General features: G+C 61.9%; 19 protein-coding genes. 13 read left to right on the forward strand and 6 right to left on the reverse strand.

Annotation, left to right across the window (positions count from 1 at the left end):
- Window positions 1-91 precede the first annotated feature (91 nt).
- Window positions 92-1381 (forward strand): O-acetylhomoserine aminocarboxypropyltransferase/cysteine synthase family protein, encoded by a 1290-nt coding sequence (locus AKL28_RS15555; RefSeq protein WP_050469078.1) that lies wholly within the window; start codon window positions 92-94, stop codon window positions 1379-1381.
- A gap of 53 nt (window positions 1382-1434) precedes the next feature.
- Here AKL28_RS15555 and AKL28_RS15560 read toward each other — a convergent pair whose 3' ends face one another.
- The gene (locus AKL28_RS15560; protein WP_082221513.1) at window positions 1435-2475 is read right to left on the reverse strand and encodes an Lnb N-terminal periplasmic domain-containing protein; all 1041 of its coding nucleotides are present in this window, start codon (window positions 2473-2475) and stop codon (window positions 1435-1437) included.
- Between the two features lie 168 nt (window positions 2476-2643).
- On the opposite strand from AKL28_RS15560, the gene AKL28_RS15565 reads away from it, so the two are divergent.
- Together AKL28_RS15565 and AKL28_RS15570 are read left to right on the forward strand one after the other, a co-directional pair.
- Entirely contained in the window at window positions 2644-2988 is a 345-nt protein-coding gene (locus AKL28_RS15565; protein ID WP_050469079.1) for a DUF3088 domain-containing protein, read from the forward strand.
- Window positions 2989-3007: 19 nt separating this feature from the next.
- Entirely contained in the window at window positions 3008-4351 is a 1344-nt protein-coding gene (locus AKL28_RS15570; protein WP_050469080.1) for an LLM class flavin-dependent oxidoreductase, read from the forward strand.
- A gap of 67 nt (window positions 4352-4418) precedes the next feature.
- Here AKL28_RS15570 and AKL28_RS15575 read toward each other — a convergent pair whose 3' ends face one another.
- From AKL28_RS15575 to AKL28_RS15585, 3 genes are all read right to left on the reverse strand, one after another.
- A complete protein-coding gene (locus AKL28_RS15575; protein ID WP_050469081.1) occupies window positions 4419-5240 on the reverse strand; it encodes a MetQ/NlpA family ABC transporter substrate-binding protein in 822 nt (273 codons plus the stop codon).
- A gap of 127 nt (window positions 5241-5367) precedes the next feature.
- Window positions 5368-6573 carry an acyl-CoA dehydrogenase family protein gene (locus AKL28_RS15580; RefSeq protein WP_050469082.1) on the reverse strand — a complete coding sequence of 402 codons (1206 nt, stop codon included), beginning with the start codon at window positions 6571-6573 and terminating at the stop codon, window positions 5368-5370.
- Between the two features lie 92 nt (window positions 6574-6665).
- A complete protein-coding gene (locus AKL28_RS15585) occupies window positions 6666-7571 on the reverse strand; it encodes a LysR substrate-binding domain-containing protein (protein ID WP_050469083.1) in 906 nt (301 codons plus the stop codon).
- Between the two features lie 122 nt (window positions 7572-7693).
- On the opposite strand from AKL28_RS15585, the gene AKL28_RS15590 reads away from it, so the two are divergent.
- Both AKL28_RS15590 and AKL28_RS15595 read left to right on the forward strand, forming a co-directional pair.
- Window positions 7694-8173 (forward strand): GlcG/HbpS family heme-binding protein, encoded by a 480-nt coding sequence (locus tag AKL28_RS15590; protein WP_050469084.1) that lies wholly within the window; start codon window positions 7694-7696, stop codon window positions 8171-8173.
- Between the two features lie 33 nt (window positions 8174-8206).
- Window positions 8207-9772, forward strand: a complete 1566-nt coding sequence (locus tag AKL28_RS15595) for an MFS transporter (protein WP_050469085.1) — start codon at window positions 8207-8209, stop codon at window positions 9770-9772.
- On the opposite strand, the gene AKL28_RS15600 is transcribed toward AKL28_RS15595, so the two are convergent.
- Complete coding sequence (locus AKL28_RS15600) at window positions 9699-10586, reverse strand: NAD-dependent protein deacetylase (RefSeq protein ID WP_050469086.1); 888 nt, start codon at window positions 10584-10586, stop codon at window positions 9699-9701. The genes AKL28_RS15595 and AKL28_RS15600 overlap by 74 nt on opposite strands.
- A 247-nt stretch (window positions 10587-10833) precedes the next feature.
- Between AKL28_RS15600 and AKL28_RS15605 the strand changes: the two genes are divergently transcribed.
- From AKL28_RS15605 to AKL28_RS15620, 4 genes are all read left to right on the forward strand, one after another.
- Complete coding sequence (locus tag AKL28_RS15605; protein WP_050469087.1) at window positions 10834-11013, forward strand: DUF3311 domain-containing protein; 180 nt, start codon at window positions 10834-10836, stop codon at window positions 11011-11013.
- A complete protein-coding gene (gene mctP, locus AKL28_RS15610; RefSeq protein WP_050469088.1) occupies window positions 11014-12507 on the forward strand; it encodes a monocarboxylate uptake permease MctP in 1494 nt (497 codons plus the stop codon). It begins immediately after the preceding gene.
- A 309-nt stretch (window positions 12508-12816) separates the two neighbouring features.
- Complete coding sequence (locus tag AKL28_RS15615; protein ID WP_082221515.1) at window positions 12817-13734, forward strand: LysR family transcriptional regulator; 918 nt, start codon at window positions 12817-12819, stop codon at window positions 13732-13734.
- Between the two features lie 202 nt (window positions 13735-13936).
- Window positions 13937-15763, forward strand: a complete 1827-nt coding sequence (locus AKL28_RS15620) for a DUF3300 domain-containing protein (protein WP_082221516.1) — start codon at window positions 13937-13939, stop codon at window positions 15761-15763.
- A 144-nt stretch (window positions 15764-15907) separates the two neighbouring features.
- Here the strand turns inward: AKL28_RS15620 and AKL28_RS15625 are convergent, their stop codons facing one another.
- Window positions 15908-16303, reverse strand: a complete 396-nt coding sequence (locus AKL28_RS15625) for a RidA family protein (protein ID WP_050469090.1) — start codon at window positions 16301-16303, stop codon at window positions 15908-15910.
- 160 nt (window positions 16304-16463) lie between these two features.
- On the opposite strand from AKL28_RS15625, the gene AKL28_RS15630 reads away from it, so the two are divergent.
- The 4 genes from AKL28_RS15630 to AKL28_RS15650 all read left to right on the forward strand — a co-directional run bounded on the left by AKL28_RS15630 (window position 16464) and on the right by AKL28_RS15650 (window position 18520).
- Window positions 16464-17057, forward strand: a complete 594-nt coding sequence (locus AKL28_RS15630; RefSeq protein WP_197091062.1) for a TetR/AcrR family transcriptional regulator — start codon at window positions 16464-16466, stop codon at window positions 17055-17057.
- A gap of 88 nt (window positions 17058-17145) precedes the next feature.
- Window positions 17146-17430 carry a hypothetical protein gene (locus tag AKL28_RS15635; RefSeq protein ID WP_156226361.1) on the forward strand — a complete coding sequence of 95 codons (285 nt, stop codon included), beginning with the start codon at window positions 17146-17148 and terminating at the stop codon, window positions 17428-17430.
- Window positions 17431-17467: 37 nt separating this feature from the next.
- A complete protein-coding gene (locus tag AKL28_RS15640; RefSeq protein WP_050469093.1) occupies window positions 17468-17710 on the forward strand; it encodes a hypothetical protein in 243 nt (80 codons plus the stop codon).
- A 528-nt stretch (window positions 17711-18238) separates the two neighbouring features.
- The gene (locus tag AKL28_RS15650; protein WP_050469095.1) at window positions 18239-18520 is read left to right on the forward strand and encodes a hypothetical protein; all 282 of its coding nucleotides are present in this window, start codon (window positions 18239-18241) and stop codon (window positions 18518-18520) included.
- The last annotated feature ends 154 nt before the right edge of the window (window positions 18521-18674 follow it).

Here is an 18674-nt window from a genome sequence, read left to right on the forward strand (position 1 = left end):
ATATGCAAAATCATTCCTTCGCCGGTGACGGTGTCCGCGCTAGCGTCTTGCTGCAAGTTCCATCCCCAACAGACGACAAGCGAGACACACCATGGCAGATACCCAAGACTGGAAGTTCGAAACCCTCTCCATCCATGCAGGCTATGCGCCCGACCCCACTACCCGCGCGGTGGCAGTGCCGATCTACCAGACCGTGGCGTTCGCTTTCGACGACACCCAGCATGGCGCCGACCTGTTCGACCTGAAGGTGCAAGGCAATATCTACTCGCGCATCATGAACCCGACCCAGGACGTGCTGGAGAAGCGCCTGGCGGCATTGGAAGGCGGCATCGCGGCACTGGCCGTGGCCTCGGGCCAGGCCGCCGTGACCTATGCGATCCAGACCATCGCCGAGGCCGGCGACAACATCGTCTCGGCCTCCACGCTGTATGGCGGCACCTACAACCTGCTGGCCCACACGCTGCCGCAATTCGGCATCGAGACCCGCTTCGCCGATCCGCGCCGGCCGGCCTCGTTCGAGCCGCTCATCGATGCGCGTACCAAGGCCGTGTTCATCGAGTCGATCGGCAACCCGCTGGGCAACATCACCGACATCGCCGCCGTGGCCGAGATCGCGCACCGCCACGGCGTGCCGCTGATCGTCGACAACACGGTAGCCACGCCCTACCTGCTGCGGCCCTTCGAGCACGGCGCCGACATCGTGGTGCATTCGCTGACCAAATACCTCGGCGGCCACGGCACCACGCTGGGCGGCGCCATCGTGGACTCCGGCAAATTCCCCTGGGCCAAACACAAGGAGCGCTTCAAGCGCCTCAACGAACCCGATGTGAGCTATCACGGCGTGGTCTACACCGAAGCATTGGGGGAAGCGGCCTACATCGGCCGCGCGCGCGTCGTGCCGTTGCGCAATACCGGCGCGGCCTTGTCGCCCTTCAACAGTTTCCAAATCCTGCAGGGCATCGAAACGCTGGCGCTGCGGCTGGACCGCATCACTGCCAATGCACTGTCAGTGGCGCAGTACCTCAAGCAGCATCCCAAGGTACGCTGGGTCAACTATGCCGGACTGGAAGACCATCCCGACCATGCGCTGGCGCGCAAGTATTTCAACGGCAAGGCTTCGGGCGTATTGACTTTCGGCGTGGCCAATGGCCGCGAAGGCGGTGCGCGCTTCCAGGATGCGCTGAAATTGTTCACCCGCCTGGTCAACATCGGCGACGCCAAGTCGCTGGCCACCCACCCGGCCTCCACCACGCACCGGCAACTGTCGCCGGCAGAACTCGACAAGGCCGGCGTCACCGAAGACACCGTGCGGCTGTCCATCGGCATCGAGCATATCGACGATCTGGTGGCCGACCTCAAGCAGGCGCTGGAATCGGCCTGAAACAAGACGGGCTGATAAAGGCCATATTCCTGGCCTTTACCGGATACAGCGCATCAACGCCATTCCGACTCCGCCACGCCCGGCACGCCCTGCCTGATCGCCTTCGAATAATCCGCATCCGGCGATGCCGCCAGCGCACGCTGCGTGATGCGGCCTGCGGCCTTCAGTTCATCAAAAGAGTGGCCCGGTGTCAGGCCACCATGATCGTAAGTGTATTCCGCGAAATACCCCGACAGCAGCAGCCGGTAATCCAACGGCAGCGAAGGCGACAACCGGCGCGCCAGTTCGAACACGATGGTGGTGCAATTGCTGGTAAGCGTGTTGTAGAAACGGGGCTCCTTCTCCAGCTGGGCGGCCCGCTCCAGGTAACCGAGGAAGACCTTGCGCAACTGCTCGGGCTTCAGCCGCAGCCGGTACAGATAGACGTCTTCGCCGCGCGCATTGGTGCGGGTACGGACGATGTCGCTCTCGTCGGCCGCCACGATCACCGTCTCGAACCGGCGGAAGAAGCCGCCGATGGCAGAAAAGCTCTCGCCCTTCTCTTTCCGGATCTCCAGTGAGAACACCAGGCGCCGGCCGTCGTCGAAGCCGAACGACACCAGCGTATGCGCGATCGCCGGCCCCATCCAGTAAGACAGGAGCAGATCGGCCGATACCAGATGGGCAAGGTCGTAACGGCGCGTTTCCCAATGCACGTCGTAATCGGTTTCGCTGCGCCAGTGGAAGTTGCGCACATTGGCCAGCACCACTTCATCGCCCCGCACCTGCGATTCCAGCATGCGTGCGACATCGTCGGCCCAGATCCGATCATGCGACGGCCGGATGGTATGCCACCATGCCAACAGCGCCACGGCACACAGCAGGAACGCCGCCAGGCACCAGCGCCAGCCCGCGCCGGCCATGCCCGTCAGGGTTGCCAATGCCGCCAGCGCCAGCAGCGACCACGCGGCAATCGCCGCGCAACGCACCCACGGCGGCGCCGGCAACTGGAACCACAGCGCGAACGCGCCCCATGCCGCCAGGCCGGCCAGCACGCAAACCGCCAGCAGCAACAAGGGCCAGCGCAGCCACAGGAAGGAAGTCAGAACCGCCATCGGGAAATCACGCTCGCAAAGAAATGGGAAAGGGGCGGAGGTCCATGCAGTCCCTGCGCCAAGCGGCATTGTAGCTGCCGCAACGCGCATATGTTTATGCAGATTTATTCGTGGCTCGCGCCGAGGCTGCGGCACATCATCTTCCGATGACCATTTTGAGGAAACGCCATGAGCCGCGACCTGCTGCTATTGCTTGAACACGGATTCACCGATCCCGCCCATCCGGGCGAACGTTTCATCTGCCCCGACGGCGCGCCCATCGAAGGCTTGCTGGCCGGCGAGCCGGAGCGTGCGGCGCAGCTGGATATCAAGCGCCTGCCTTTCCCGCGGCCGCGTGCCGCAGTGGCAGCTGCACTGGACGAGCAACACCAAGGCCTGCCGGTACTGATCCTGGGCGACCAGCTGCCGCCGCCGGACGATGCGCAAAGCCTCGGCGGCAAGCGCTTCGTCACCGATACGCGCCGCATTCTCGACTTGCTGGCGCAGCGCCACGGCTTCCCCCGCGTACATTGACGCGACGACAGGTTCCCCGATGAGCGCGCCTTCCCGCCAGTTGCACCTGAACGTCAACATCCTCCATTCCGGGTTCATCCCTTCGGCATGGCGCTTGCCCGATGCCGATCCGCTGGCCTTCATCGACGCCGCCCACTACGTGAAGGCGGCGCAGATCGCCGAAGCCGCCAAGTTCGATGCGGTATTCCTCGCCGACAATGCCTCCATCATCGAACAGATCGACTTCCGCCCGATCACCGCGCTGGAACCCACGGTATTGCTGGCCGCCGTCGCCGCCGCCACCACCCGCATCGGCGTGATCGGCACGGCCTCCACCAGCTACAACGAACCCTACAACATCGCACGCCGCTTCGCTACGCTGGACCATGTCAGCGGCGGCCGCGCCGGCTGGAATATCGTCACCACCGCCGATGCCGGTTCGGCGCGCAACTTCGGCCTCGATGCCACGCCCGACCATGCCGGCCGCTACGCGCGCGCCGACGAATTCACCGAGGTGGTCAAGGCGCTGTGGAATAGCTGGGATGACGATGCCGTCGTCGGCGACAAGCAAAGCGGCCGCTTCATCGATGAGGCCAAGGTCAAGCCCATCGCCCACCGCGGCAAATACTTCCGCGTGCAAGGCCCGCTCAACCTGCCGCGCACGCCGCAGGGCCAGCCGGTGCTGGTGCAGGCCGGCGGCTCCGGCGATGGCCGCGAGCTGGCTGCGCGCCACGCCGAAGCCGTCTTCTCGGCCGCGCACACCCAAGAAGAATCGCTGGCTTACAGCCGTGCCATCAACGAGCGCGCCGCCGCGCTGGGACGAGGCCCGCACGCGGTCAAGATACTGCCGGGCCTGGCCACCATCATCGGCGCCACCGAAGCCGAAGCCTTGCGCCGGCGCGATGATCTGATCGACATGATCCCCTGGAGCTACAGCCTCAAGCGCCTGGCAGGCACTCTCGGCATCCCGGTTGAACGCCTGCACCTCGACCAGCCGCTGCCGTCCGACCTGGCCTTGCCCGCAGGCGGCAACGGCAACCACACCTTCTTCCACGCCACGCTGTCGCTGGTACAAGGCCGTCGGCACACCGTGCGCGACCTGATCCGCGCGTTATGCGGCGGCGGCGGACATCGCGTGCTGGTCGGCACGCCGGAACAGATTGCCGATGAAATTGAAGCATGGTTCAAGGCCGGTGCGGCCGACGGCTTCAACCTGATGCCGGACGCCTTTCCAAGCGGCCTGCAGGATTTCACCGATGGCGTGGTGCCGATCCTGCAGCGGCGTGGATTGTTCCGCAGGGAATATGAAGGGCGAACGTTGCGGGAGCATTTTGGGTTGGCGCGTCCCGGAGCCGATAATGGGGATCTCGTACGCGCTGCCTGAGGGCTGACAAAACTGCACCGCATAAGACACTGGGTCCCGGCTTTCGCTGGGACCCAGCAGCAATCAGTTAATTACGCTTGCCGGCAGCAGTGAAGTAATCCGGCAAGGTAAATCCATCGTAGAAGCGATCTCCCCGGATCGCTTTCTGGAAATTCTCCGAGCGGTAAGCCTCCGCCAGATCCCGCGCATAAGCCTCCGACTGGCGCGTCTTCTTCACCGCCACTACATTGATATAAGGCGGCTTCATCTCTTCCAGCGCGAAGGCATCCGACAGCTTCAGCTTGGCGAAGATCGCGAAGTTGCCCTGGACTGCGGCAAAGTCGGCATCGTCCAGCGCCCGCGGCCCTTGCGCATTCTCCAGCGGCACCAGCTTCAACCCCGCCTTGTTTTCCACTACATCGAGTTCCGTCACATCGACCGGCTTGTTCTCGCGGATACGAATCCAGCCCAGCCGCTGCAAGATCCACAAGGCGCGCTGCAGGTTGACCGGGTCGTTGGGCACGGCCACCGTAAAGCCTTTCTTGAGGTTGTTCAGGTCCTTGTGCTTCTTGGAATACAGGCCCATCGGCGGAGTGGGCACCTGGACGATGCCGACCAGGTCGGTCTTGTTGCGCTCGTTGTAGGAATCGAGAAAGACCGTGTGCTGCATCACATTGGCGTCGATGTCGCCTTTGAAGACGGCGCTGTTGGCTTCCAGGCCGGTGGTGAATTCGTAGAACCGGATCTTGTAGCCCTTTTTCTCCAGCTCGGGCTGCACGCCCAGCTTGAATTCATCGATGTAAGGGCCGGGGACGAAGCCGATCTTCAATTCGCGCTCCTGTGGCGCGGCATGGGCAATGCTGATGACGACAGCAGGCAACAGCAGCAAGGAAAAAATTCGTTTCAGCATGGTCGATATCGCTTCCGGCAGAGTGGTGAAAAAAATGGAAAAACCGCTGCCGAAAGTGTATTGACCGTACCGCTTCAGTTGAACGAACGAATCCGCATGAGGATATTTGCTGACTGCTTGGAGAAGATCAGACGTAGCCGTTGCCGAAGCGCTCGTCGTGCGGCCGGCCGTTGAGGTGGTAGTTGCCGATGGCTGCCTCGCGCTGGATCGCCGGGTTGTGCGAAGCCAGTGTACGCGCGTTGCGCCAGTGGCGGTCCAGCCGGCGGGTTTCGCTGGTGGCGGAGGCGCCGCCCACTTCGAACAGCAAGGTAGTGGCTTCCAGCACCTGGCCGATGACGATCTGCTGCGCTTCGAAGGTCTTGATGTCGAGCGCGTTGTAATCCTCGGTGGTGACCGTGCCGGCGCGGCGCGCGGCATGCAGCGCATCCTGTTCGCGCGCCACGGCCAGCGTCAGTTGCTCGGCCGACCACGCCAGGCTGGCCAGGCGGCCGACCACGCGGTGCACCAGCGGATTCTCGCGCGGACTGGAGTTGCCCGGCACGCCGAAGGTGCGGGTGCGCGGCTGGGTGAACGCCACCGCATCGCGCAGCACGGCGCGCGCGATGCCCGACAGCGCGGCCAGGTGGAACGTCTGGTAGAAGGAAGTAATGATGGTGTTGCGGCGCGGCTGCGACACATGGTAACGGTCAAGTACCTGGGCGTCGTCGACCGGCACGTTGTGGAAACGCGTGGTGCCGCTGCCGGTCAGGCGCTGCCCGAAGCCGTCCCAGTCGTCGACGCGTTCGACGCCTGGCGCATCGGCGGGCACCAGCACATTGAAATCGGATTCATGGTCGTGCGCACGCACCAGCACCCAGTCGGCATACAGGGTGCCGGTGGAATAGTATTTCTCTCCGTTGAGGCGCCAGTGGCCGTTGGCGTCTTTTTCCAGCAGCACGGAATTGCCGGTGGCGGCATTGCGCTCCGATGCCGCGGCGCCGAAGGTTTTGCCGCTGCCGATCACATCCAGCCAACGGCGCGTGTCGGCATCGTCCTTGCGCTCCAGCAGCAGCTCGGTGAAGCCGGCATTCACGCGCAGGATCTGCGGCAGGTTGGATTCGGCCTCGCCCAGGCGGATCAGCAGGTAGAAATAATCCTCCAGGCTCACGCCTGCCCCACCGTGCTCGACCGGCACCCGCAGCGAAGAAAAGCCGGCTTCCTTCAACTGGCGCACTTCGGCGAAAGGCAATCGGCGCTCGGTCTCGCGGGCGATGCTGTCTTGCGCGATCAGCGCAAACAGGTCGGAAAAGCGTTGATGCAGCGCCTGGGCGGATGCGTTGGCGGATGTGCTCATGATGTCCTCGGGATGGTATATCCCGGAGATTATCTGGCAGCCGGCGCACCCGACTGAAGGAAGGAAAACGGATATCGATATGCGGTGCGGACTCAGTCTGCGGCCACTGCCGGCACCGCCAGCGGCACGCTCTTGCGGATGGCGGCGATCATGTTCTTTACCGCTGGTGAACGCTCGAACCGGCGAAACACCGCGACCACCTCCGAGCCGATGGCCGTGCCCGCCAACGGCCGGTAAACCACATTGGGCAAGTCCACCACCTGGGTCAGTACGCCCGGCACCACCGCCACGCCGGCGCCCACCGAAACTTCGGCCAGCACCGCCAGCAGGCTGCCGGGCCGGCTCTCGCTGCGCGGAGCGAAGCCGCCGCGGCGGCAGACTTCACGCGTGCCCAGTTCCTGCTCGGGCAGGATAAAGGCTTCGCCCGCCAGCGACCTGGCCTTGACTGCTTTCCCCTCCGCCTGCGCCAGCGCGTGGTCGGCCGGCAGCGCCAAGCAAAAGCGGTCGCGCAGCAGCACATGCGTTTGCAGCGACGGTGCCAGCGCCAGCGGCATACGTACGAAAGCGACGTCGACGCGGCCCTCTTCCAGCGCCTCGGACAAACGATCCATCTGCCACTCCCGCGCCTGCACCTCGGCATCGGGCCACTGGCGGCGGAAGGCACTGATCTGTTGCTGCAGGATGCCGCCGAACACCGCCGAGCCGACATAGCCGATCTCTACCCTGCCCAGTTCGCCGCGCCCGGCACGGCGGCCGACATGCAAAGCCTGCTCGAATTGCGCCAGCACGCCGCGCGCCTCCTCGGCAAAGGCCTCACCGGCCGAGGTCAGCGCCACCGAGCGCTTGGTGCGCACGAACAACTGTACCTGCAGCTTGCGCTCCATTTCCTGGATCTGCACGCTCAAGGTGGGCGGGGCAATGCCGAGCATTTCCGCCGCGCGGGCGAAATGCAGTTGCTCCGCGACGGTCAGGAAGTAACGCAGATGGCGCAGTTCCATGGCACTCCTCTTTATTGAATTAGGTATGAGCTAATTAATTTCAAAAACTTAGGTATTGAACTGAATTATAGGCACTGATTGAATGGATGATTCCCTCTTCATCCTTTATCAAGGAGCACGACATGTTCAAGAACACGCTTTCCCTCGCTATCGGCGCTGCCGCTTTGGCCGCTGCACAACTGGCCGGCGCCGCCAGCCTGCCGGTGCAGCCGGTGCTGACGCTGGCCGCGGCGCAGCAAGTGATTTCAGCCGCGCAAGCCAAAGCACAGGCCGAGAACTGGCCTTGCGTGATTTCAGTGGTCGATGCCGCCGGCCTGCCGCTGGCGCTGGTGCGCATGGACAACGCGGCAGTGCCGGCCGGCGTCGAAATCGCACCTGGCAAGGCGCGCACCGCCGCGCTGTTCCGCCGCCCCAGCGGCGCGCTGGAAGATGCGATCAATGGCAACCGCCCGGCCGTGGCGACTGCACGCGGTTTCGTGCTGATGCGCGGCGGCTTGCCGCTGGTGGCTGACGGCCAGATTGTCGGCGCCATCGGCGTGTCGGCCGACACGCCGCAGCACGATGAAGAAATTGCCAAGGCCGGCGCAGCTGCACTGAAGTAAGCGGCTATCGACAAGGAGCGAGGAGGAGACGCCATGCGCACCCTGTTTTCAACCGCCGCCGGACGGATATTGCTGAGCGGCTCGCTGGGCTGCGCCTTGACGGTGCTAGACACCAACGTGGTCGGCATCGTCCTGCCGACCATCGCACGTGAACTGGGCGCGTCCTTCGCCGACATCGAATGGGTGGTGAGCGCCTACGTGCTGTGCTTCGCCGCCCTGCTGCTGCCGGCCGGTTCGGTGGCCGACCGTTATGGCCGCAAGCGCATCTTCCTGTGCGGCATCGCGGCGTTCGCCCTGGCCTCGTTGGCTTGTGCGCTGGCGCCTTCGGCACAGGCACTGTATGTAGCGCGCGCGGCGCAGGGCGTCAGCGCGGCCTTCCTGCTGGCGCCGGCGCTGGCCATCATCGGCCATGCCTTCCATGACGAAGCCGCACGCGCCCACGCCTGGGCCGTGTGGGGCGGCATCATGGGACTGGCGATGGTGCTCTCGCCGCTGGCCGGCGGCGCCATCAATGCGCTGCTGGGCTGGCGCTGGGCCTTCGCCATCAATATTCCAATCTGCCTGTTGCTGGGCGTGGCGGTGCTGCGCCATATTCCGGAGTCGCGCAATCCATCTCCTCGCCCGCTTGACTTGCCGGGCATCCTGTCTTTCTCCAGCGCTATCTTCATGCTGACCTGGGCCCTGATCACCGGGCCTGAGTACGGCTGGGGCAGCGTTGCTTTCGTCGTCCGCACTGCGGGCGGCGTTTTTTTATTCGCATCATTCGTGGCCCTCCAGCGCAAGAGCGCGCATCCCATGCTGGACTTGTCGCTGTTCCGTTCAGCCGGATTCATCGGCGCGGTGGCGGCGATGTTCGCCTATGCGGCATCGGCGCAGGTGATGGCGTCGTTGCTGCCACTGTTCCTGCAGAATGCGCGCGGCATGCAGGCCGGTGCAGCAGGACTGGCCATGCTGCCGTTCGCGCTGGCCATGCTGCTGTTGCCGCAAGCCGGACGACGCCTGGCGCGCACCTGGTCTTCAGCACGCATCCTGATGCTGGGGCTATGCACCGTAGCCTTGGGCAACCTGCTCATGGCGCTGGCCGCACATGCGGGCAGCGGCGTACTCATCGTGATCGGCATGGCGGTGCTGGGCAGCGGCGGCGGGTTGCTCAACGGCGAAACGCAAAAGGCCATCATGGGCAACGTGCCGCGCGAACGCGCCGGCATGGCCTCGGGCATCAGCACTACGTCGCGCTTCACTGGCGTACTGGCGGGATTCACGGGGCTGGGAGCAGTCCTGGCGGAAGGCGCGCGGCATTCCATGGCTTCCGCGCTGGCAGGTCTCGGCACGGACGGCACACATGCCAGCGAATTCATCGCGCGCGCCATGGCGGGCGACTTCGGCGGCGCGGCGCAGCTTTATCCGCAGCAGCGCGAGGCCGCCGTCGCCATTGCCCAACATGCCTACGGGATCGGTTTCTCGCATGTGTTCATGGCGGCGGCGCTGCTGGCGCTATGCGTAGCCGCCATCGTAGCCTGGTCGGTCAGGCGCGTTTCCCGTCCAGCACCAGTGACGCCAACCGCGGCAGAACCGATTCGGCAGACGCCGCAATCTTGAGCGCCAACAACGGGTCGGCACGTGTAAGGCCGCGATTGATGGCGGCCACCGGCTTGCCCGCTTGCGCCGCCATGCGGGCAAAACGGAATCCCGACAGCACCATCAGCGACGATCCCACCACCAGCATGACATCGCAAGCATGCGCCGCCTGCTCCGCTTCGGCGTTGCGCGCGGCGGGAACGCCGTCGCCGAAGAACACCACATCCGGCTGCAGCATGCCGCCGCAGCGGCCGCACGATGGCACATGGAAATCGGCATCGGCGTCCGGTTCCAGCTGGGCATCGCCATCCGGCAAGGCAGCGGCCTCGGCACAGGCCAGCGCTGGGTTGAATTGCTCCAGCTCACGCTGTATCCGGGCCCGCTCATAGAAGGTACCGCAAGACAGGCAGCGCACCGCGTGGATGCTGCCATGCAGCTCCATCACCCTGCGGCTGCCGGCTTGCTGGTGCAAACCATCGACGTTCTGCGTCAGTACGGCAGCCACCCGCCCTGCTTCCTCCAGTTGTGCGATGGCGCGGTGAGCGGCATTGGGCCTGGCTTGCGCCAAACGCGGCCACCCCAGCATGCTGCGCGCCCAATAGCGCTTGCGTGCCGCTTCCGACGCGCGAAATTCCGCGCCCTGGATCGGCAAGCGGCCACGGCGCACGCCATCCTCGTCGCGGTAATCGGGAATGCCGGATGCGGTGCTGATGCCGGCGCCGGTCAGCACCAGTACGTTGCTGCAGGTGAGCAGCAGGTGCGCCAGCGCCTCCAGTTCATCCCCGGAAGCGGCAGCAGTGCCGGTTGGCGTTGCCGCTTGCAGTGAATCGCTCATGGAAGCCGGAGTTGTGGTGGAAACAGCGTGCAGCGTAAGCCATTTTCACGAGTCTTGCCGAGCGCGCACCGATGTCGCAGGCCGATCCGACGCGACGGCATCGCGGTAGCGAAAAATCCCCCGCCACTACTGCCACAGGGCAACAAATACAAGGTTTCTGCGCCGCAAACGCATCCTTGCGATTCTCCCTATAATTTCAGAGCAACTTTTAAAAATAATCCTTCCGCCAAAAGTTAGAGGAGAAAATATGCGGCTGCTACTCCTATTGCCGTTCATAGGTTTGCTCTGGGTTCCGTTCTACAACGACGAACTACCCACCCTGTTCGGCTTTCCGTTTTTCTACTGGTACCAGTTCGCCTGGGTCCCCCTGACATCGCTGATCATCTGGATCATCTACCGCGATGGCCTCAAGAAGGGAGTCGAGTAAATGGACGCCTCCCACATCAACTGGACCGCACTCTGGGTCTTCATCTTCTTCTTCGCGCTGGTCACCGTCATGGGCTTCTGGGCCTCCAAATGGATGGCCGGCCCGAAGAACAAGGGCGCCCACCTCGATGAATGGGGCCTGGGCGGACGCAACTTCGGCACGTGGATCACCTGGTTCCTGGTCGGCGGCGACTTCTACACCGCCTATACCGTGATCGCCGTGCCGGCGCTGGTCTATGCGGTCGGCGCCTACGGCTTCTTCGCGCTGCCGTACACCATCCTGGTCTACCCGATCGTGTTCGTGATCATGCCCAAACTGTGGCACGCCGCGCACAAGGCCGGCCACGTGACGGCGGCCGACGTTGTCTTCGGCCGCTACAAATCGCGTCCGCTGGAGTTCGCCATCGCGCTGACCGGCGTGGTCGCCACCATGCCTTACATCGCGCTGCAGCTGATCGGCATGGAAGTGGTGATCAAGGCGCTGGGCCTGACCGGCGAGCTGCCGCTGCTGGCGGCTTTCGTGATCCTGGCGCTGTACACCTACTCGGCCGGCTTGCGCGCGCCGGCGCTGATCGCTTTCGTCAAGGACCTGATGATCTACATCGTGGTGCTGGCGGCGGTAATCATCGTACCGGCCAAGCTGGGCGGCTACGGGGTGGTGTTCGGTGCGGCGCGCGATGCGTTCGCAACCAAGGGCGGGGCCACCGGCCTGACGCTGAAACCGACGCAGTTCCTGCCGTTCGCGACACTGGCGCTGGGTTCGGCCATGGCGGCCTTCATGTATCCGCATACGCTGACCGGCATCTTCGCCGCCAAGGATGCCAACACGATCCGCAAGAACGCCGTGTTCCTGCCGGCCTATACCGTGCTGCTGGGCTTGATTGCGCTGCTCGGCTTCATGGCTTATGCCGCGGGCATCAAGGTGCCGACCAACAACGACGTGGTGCCGGCGCTGTTCAACGGCCTGTTCCCAAGCTGGTTCGCCGGCTTCGCCTTCGCTGCGATCGCCATCGGCGCGCTGGTGCCGGCGGCGGTGATGTCGATCGGCGCCTCCAACCTGTTCACCCGCAACTTCTGGAAACCCTACGTCAACCCCGATATCGCCCCCGCGGGCGAAGCCAAGGTTGCCAAAGTGGTGTCGCTGGTGGTCAAGTTCGGCGCGCTGGTGTTCATCCTGTTCCTGCCGACCAAGTTCGCCCTGGACCTGCAGCTCCTGGGCGGCGTGTGGATCCTGCAGACCTTCCCCGCGCTGGTGTTCGGCCTGTTCGTCGGCTGGTTCGGCGCACGCGCGCTGCTGGCCGGATGGGCAGTGGGCATCGTCGGCGGCAGCTGGCTGGCATTCGCCGATGGCATCAAACCGGTTCACACCTTCACCATCGGCGCAGACTCTTACACTCTGTATACCGGCATCGTCGCACTGGTGCTCAACATCGCGGTGGCAGTGCTCGTCAACCTGGTGCTGGGCAAGGGAACGCAACCGGCGCTGAAGCAATAAACGGCGGGAGCGGCCGGCAACATATCTCCCTGCCTCGCAGCGTTATCTGAAAGTTGCAACGACTGCGCGGCAAAGGGAAAGCAAACGCCGGCCGCCACCCGGCGGGCAATTGGACTGAATGGGCTGCGCCTGAAAACGCGGCCCATTTTTATGGCCCGCGCAAAACAATCAATCGGCAGGATGATGTTTTGCAATCGCCGATTTCGGCCAACAACATCACATAGTGATATATTCACGCGAATGTGATCGCATGCATATCGGCCGCAAAAAATATCGTGAACCAGGCCGACGACATCTCCCATCTCCCCCATGGATATCAATCTTGCCCGCACCTTCCTGGAAGTCGCTACCAACGGCAGCTTTATCCTGGCCGCGGAGCGGATGCATCTCACGCAAACGGCGGTCAGTGCGCGTATCCGTACCCTGGAAGAACAACTTGGCCGGCAGCTTTTCATCCGCAACAAGTCCGGTGCAAAGCTGACGGCAGCCGGCGAGCGCTTCATGCGCCATGCGACGACGCTGGTGCAGGTCTGGGAACGTGCGCGCCAGCAGATCGCGCTGCCGCCGGGACGCAAGGACGGCATCAGCCTCGGCGGTGAACTCAGCCTGTGGCATCCCTTTCTTGCGGACTGGCTGATCTGGATGCACCGTTTCTCTCCCGACATCGCGATCCGCTCCGAAGTCGATATGCCTGCCCGGCTGCTCGACCGCGTGCAAGACGGCTCGCTGGACCTGGCGGTGCTGTACGGCCCGCCGCCGCGCGAAGGCCTGGTGTCCGAATTGCTGCTGGAAGAAAAACTGATCATGGTCAACACCGACAAGAGCGGTGTCGTCGATCCCGAGCGCTATGTCTATGTCGACTGGGGGCCGCACTTCGCCATCAACCACCAGGCCGCCCATCCCGAACTGAGCAATCCCTCGCTGGCGATTTCCCTTGGCCCGCTGGCGCTCACTTACCTGCTCAGTGTCGGCGGCGCCGGCTATTTCCGCGCCGGCACCGCCCAACCGTTCATTGACGAAGGCCGCCTGCACCGGGTCCACGGCACACCCGAATTTTCACACTCGGCCTACGTGGTGTATGCCACCCAGCGCGACAATGACACCATGAACCACGTGCGCCACGGCCTGAAAACCATCGCCGGCGGCAAGGAGTTTCCCGGGCTCAACCATCGCATTGCCGCGCGTCCTCTTTTTCCCGCTGCCGGCGCTACGGCCAACAAAGCATAAAGAGATCAATCAGCACCAGGATCGGTTGCAACGAACACGGTATCTGCAGCCCTGTTCAGCTTATTGTCAGCTACCCGTTACAGCCTGTAACGCCTGTAACAACCACAGCGTCAACTTGGCATTCATGGGGGCCGTTGGGGAACCATTGGGATGGGACTCGCACGTGCGATTCCGCCATGATTACAGCCAACAGGGACACGACATGAAAGCTGATAAAAACCGGTTCACCACCTTGGTGTCCTCTTCACTCATCATCAGCCTGCTTGCTCTTGCGGGTTGCAACAAAACCAACACCCCTGCCGACACGCCCCCCAACACAGCGGCAGCGGCTCCGACAACCGCCCCCTATACGCCGCCGACCGCAGACCAGTTGTCGCAGATGGTGGCGCCGATCGCTTTGTTCCCCGACAAGCTGGTCGCCCAGGTGCTGGCCGGTGCAACGTATCCCGACCAGATTACCTCCGCCAACCAGTGGCTGGCGCAAAACCCCTCGCTCAAAGGCGCCGCATTGCAGAATGCGGCAAATCAGCAGCCTTGGGATGTCAGCGTCAAATCGCTGACGGCATTCCCCTCGGTACTGAACCAGATGGCAAGCAACACCCAGTGGACCACCGCACTTGGCGAAGCCTATGTGAACGATCCCAGCGATGTGATGAACGCCATCCAGGCGATGCGTTTGCGTGCGCAGCAGTCTGGCAACCTCAAGAACTCGCAGCAGTTGAGAATCACCTCGGTCGCACGCGCAGCGCCGCCGCCGCCGAACTATGCCAGCGCTCCCGGCGAACCGCTGGTCTATTCCGGCCCCGAGGTGATTCCGCCGCCGCCGCAAACGATCGTGATCGAACCGGCACAGCCAGATGTCGTGTATGTGCCGAGCTATAACCCGGCCGTGGTCTACGGCGGCGCGGTTCCGGTATATCCCGGCTATGTCTATCACCCTCCGGTCTACAGCACGGGCGACGTGGTAGCCACCGGCGTCCTTTCATTCGGCGTCGGCATCCTGGTCGGCGCGGTCATCAGCAATCACGACTGGGGCTGGCATTCATGGGGCATGAACTGGGGCGGTCCCGGCCCCGGCTCGGATGGCCCTGGTTACGGTGGCGGTCCTAATTATGGCGGCGGTCCCGGCGGCGGCTGGCATCGTCCGGCGGTGGTCTACAACAACACGACTTATATTTCGAAGTCGACCACTGTCATCAACCACATCGATAACCATATCGACAACCACAACAACAACTCGCGCACGGTCAACAACTACGGTACGACCAATAACAACAACGGCACCATCAACAACAATGCCAACCGCCCGACGTTCAACGCGGCAGCGCCAAACGCCAATGCACGCATGCAAGCTGCACCGGGCGGCCCCATGACGATGCCGCATTTCGCCGCCGGCGATACGCGTCCCGGCGCTCGGCCGGCCAACGTGCCGGAAGCGCAGCGCGGGGCAGGTAATGCCCCCATGCAGCCTCATGCCAATGCACTCACGCAAGCTGCACCGGGTGGCCCAATGACGATGCCGCATTTCGCCGCCGGCGATGCGCGTCCGGGCGCTCGTCCGGCCAACGCGCCGGAAACGCAGCACGGAGCAGGCAACGCCCCCATGCAGCCTCATGCCAATGGACACGAGCCCGAAGTAACGTCTCACGCTGCCGCCGCGCAGAAACCGAATCCTGGTCCGATGCAACGTCCAGGCGCCATGGAAAGTCGTCAGCAAAACGCTGAACGGCCGCATCAGCCGGACGCACGTCCGTCCGGCCCGACACCGGGCGAAGCGCGCCAGGAACATGCAGCCAGAGAGAATGTGCCGGCGCATCAGAATCCGAACGTCTCGGCGCCGCCACGGCCACAGGCGCCGCCGCCTCATGAGCAAGCCCCGCAAGTACACGCCAAGCCGGCGGAACAACCAAGGCCGCAAGCCCAGCCGCATGCGCAGCCACAACCGCATCCGCAAGAGCACGCTCAACCACGCCCGCAAGAGCATCCGCAGGCTAAAAAAGAAGAGCGCAGAGAAGAGAAAAAAGAATGAAGACAAGTCAGGCGATCGGTTTCGCCTGACTTTCCATCTTCATAGCGGGTTAGAAAATGCGGGCATGATGGAAATCATGCCCGTTTTTTACGCCATGAAAATCACAACCGGTTTATGCCGTGCGTAACACAGTTCAATGCGGCGTCATGGACCTGGAATGCGCGCGATCACCTTGATCTCAAAATCGAATCCCGCCAACCAGTTCACCCCCACCGCAGTCCAGTTGGGGTAAGGCTGCTCGCCAATTTCCTTCAGGCGGATCGCGTTCAGCGTTTCCCATTGGGCCTCAGGGTCGGTGTGGAAGGTCGTCACATCGACCACATCGTCAAAATTGCATCCTGCCGCCTTCAGCACGGCCTTCAGGTTGTCAAACGCGCGCTGGACCTGCTTCTCGAAGACGGGTTCAGGAGTACCGTCTTCCCGGCTCCCCACCTGGCCTGATACGAACAGAAGATCGCCCGAACGAATGGCGGCGGAATAGCGGTTGATCTCATAAAGCGACTGGCGACCGACAGGGAAAACGGCGTCACGTTTGGGCATGATTGAACTCCATAAATTGATGATTGACATAGATGGTCCAGCATCGGCAGGCAAGCAATGATGCTGGACAAACACATACGATGCGTATGCCAATTTAAACAAACATACGCAACGTATGTCAATTAAAATACGGTGCGTATGTTTAATTCAGGAGAGCCACGTGGCGAAGAGTCGTGCAGAAATGGTGGAAGAGACCCGGGCCAAGCTGATCCAGGCGGGCCGCAAGGCCTTTGCGCTACATGGATATGCGGATGCATCCATGGACGACCTCACAGCTGAAGCAGGACTGACCCGTGGAGCGCTTTACCATCATTTCGGAGATAAAAAAGGCCTGCTGCAGGCGGTCGTCGACCAGATCGACACGGAGATGGCAGCCAAGGCGCACGCCTTGAGCGCCAGGGAAAAGGACATCTGGAAGCAACTGCTGGCCGAAGCCATCGCTTACATCAAGATGGCGCTGGAGCCGGAGATCCAGCGCATCATTCTGCGCGATGGTCCCGCAGTGCTGGGCGACCCGTCCCAATGGCCGAGCCAGAACGTGTGCCTGGGCAGAACCATGGAGGGGCTTCAAGGCCTGATTGATGCAGGCGTCATCAAGCCGGTGGATACGGAAGCCACCGCGCGCCTGCTCAATGGCGCTGCACTCAATGCGGCGATGTGGATTGCTTCTTCGGACAATCCGAAGGCGGTTTTCATCAAAGCGGTGGAGGCGTTCAAACATCTGGCGGGTGGTCTTCTTCAAACCGAGGACTGAATGGTTTGGTTGCCATCCCGATTTCTCAGGATCCAGTGACCAGCTATCAGCCAACAACGGGCGCTTAGGGATGTTCCCGGGAGAAATAATGAGTAACAATCAACAGCTCAACCAGATTCTCGAACAGTTCTCTGACTGGGCAATGCCATGGGCGTACCTCCCAGAGACCTTAACGAAAAAAGGACTTACGGCAGAAGACAGTGCTCTCATTGAAAACATCTGGAGCGATGCAAATGCTTCCGCTCATTGGATGGAGCCAAGCTTTCAATCCAGCGCAGACATGGCGGCTGCAGCACTGAAGGGCAAATATTCCTGGCTAAGTGACGGTGCGCTTCGCAACGTGGTTCGCAGCGCGTCGTATATGTGGAGATAACGCTACCGGCCATTTAAAACCAATTAGCAAGAGCTGCATGATCGATAAATACATAGTCCGGTCAATAATCAACATGTTCATCTTTCTAGAATTTTCAGATGACGCTTTGGTAAACGAAGACGCGGCAGTTTCTCAGATGGAGGCACTTGCATGTGAGCTCCAATGCGCAGCACTGGAAACGAGGATTCATCTATCTGCTCAGATGCGGGAACTTTCCACTGAATATGGTGAGCGCTCGGATTTCGTGCGAAATCTGCCACAAGCGGTTGGCCTTGAATAATGGTCACGATGATCACAATCAGTCATAAGCAAACAAATTCAAGCTAATCTTTAGCAATCAAAAAAATGTATTCCGTGTGAACCATCCATTTTTTGCTATGCCTTTCTTTCCCGTACTATCACCACGGAGCTCAACGTGGATTTTCTTCAACCTGGCAGGGATGGGGCTGTATTTGCTGCTGGCTTCTCATATATGGCCCCTCCAGGGCGAGGAAGATACTCCGGGGGGCCCGGGTGATGCTTTCTATGTCTTTTTTGTTCTCTGGCCCTTTCTTCTATTTGTTCTGGTGAGCCATGTCGTATCGTTCTTTCGAATCATCTACAGTTCGGGGGAGAAAAAGCGCGCGTTACTTGCCTGGACCACTGTTACAGTGCTTTGGGTAGTAACTCTTCTGGTCGATCACGCCAAATATATTCACATGATTTCGGCCGAGTATACGTAACAGGGAGCATCCGCAATTGGCCAGGAGCGGACACTTCAAGACATCGAACATATCAGTATGCGATACCGAGCTCTTCTTATTTTTCTATGTTTTTCGCCACTGAAACTTGGGCGAGCGATTATCCGTTGGCCGAGCTGAAAAAGAATCAACCTAGGGACGTGATGAAGCTTATTGATCGTCTTGCAGGCTGTGCACATTGGAGCGGTGAAGAGCCATACGATGCAGAACGTAAGCGGGAGATCGCTTCGGCTATGAGCGATCTGAGATGCGACCGGTTGGAGAAAGACGAAGCGACAGCCCGGAAACGCTACTCGAAACAACCACGCGTACTCAATGTGCTGCAACAGGCAAAAGAATCAAGCTGGTAACTATTATATGCCCCGACGTTAACAACGTCCGCTTCGGATCGATAGAACTGCCGAAAGTTCGCAATCGGCCAAGAATGCTCATCACTCCGAAATGACTGCTGGTCTCACAATCTATCCTCACCTAACGCCATAGCATGTATAACTTGTTAAACCT

Source organism: Herbaspirillum chlorophenolicum (genome assembly GCF_001189955.1).
Lineage (GTDB): Bacteria > Pseudomonadota > Gammaproteobacteria > Burkholderiales > Burkholderiaceae_D > Herbaspirillum > Herbaspirillum chlorophenolicum.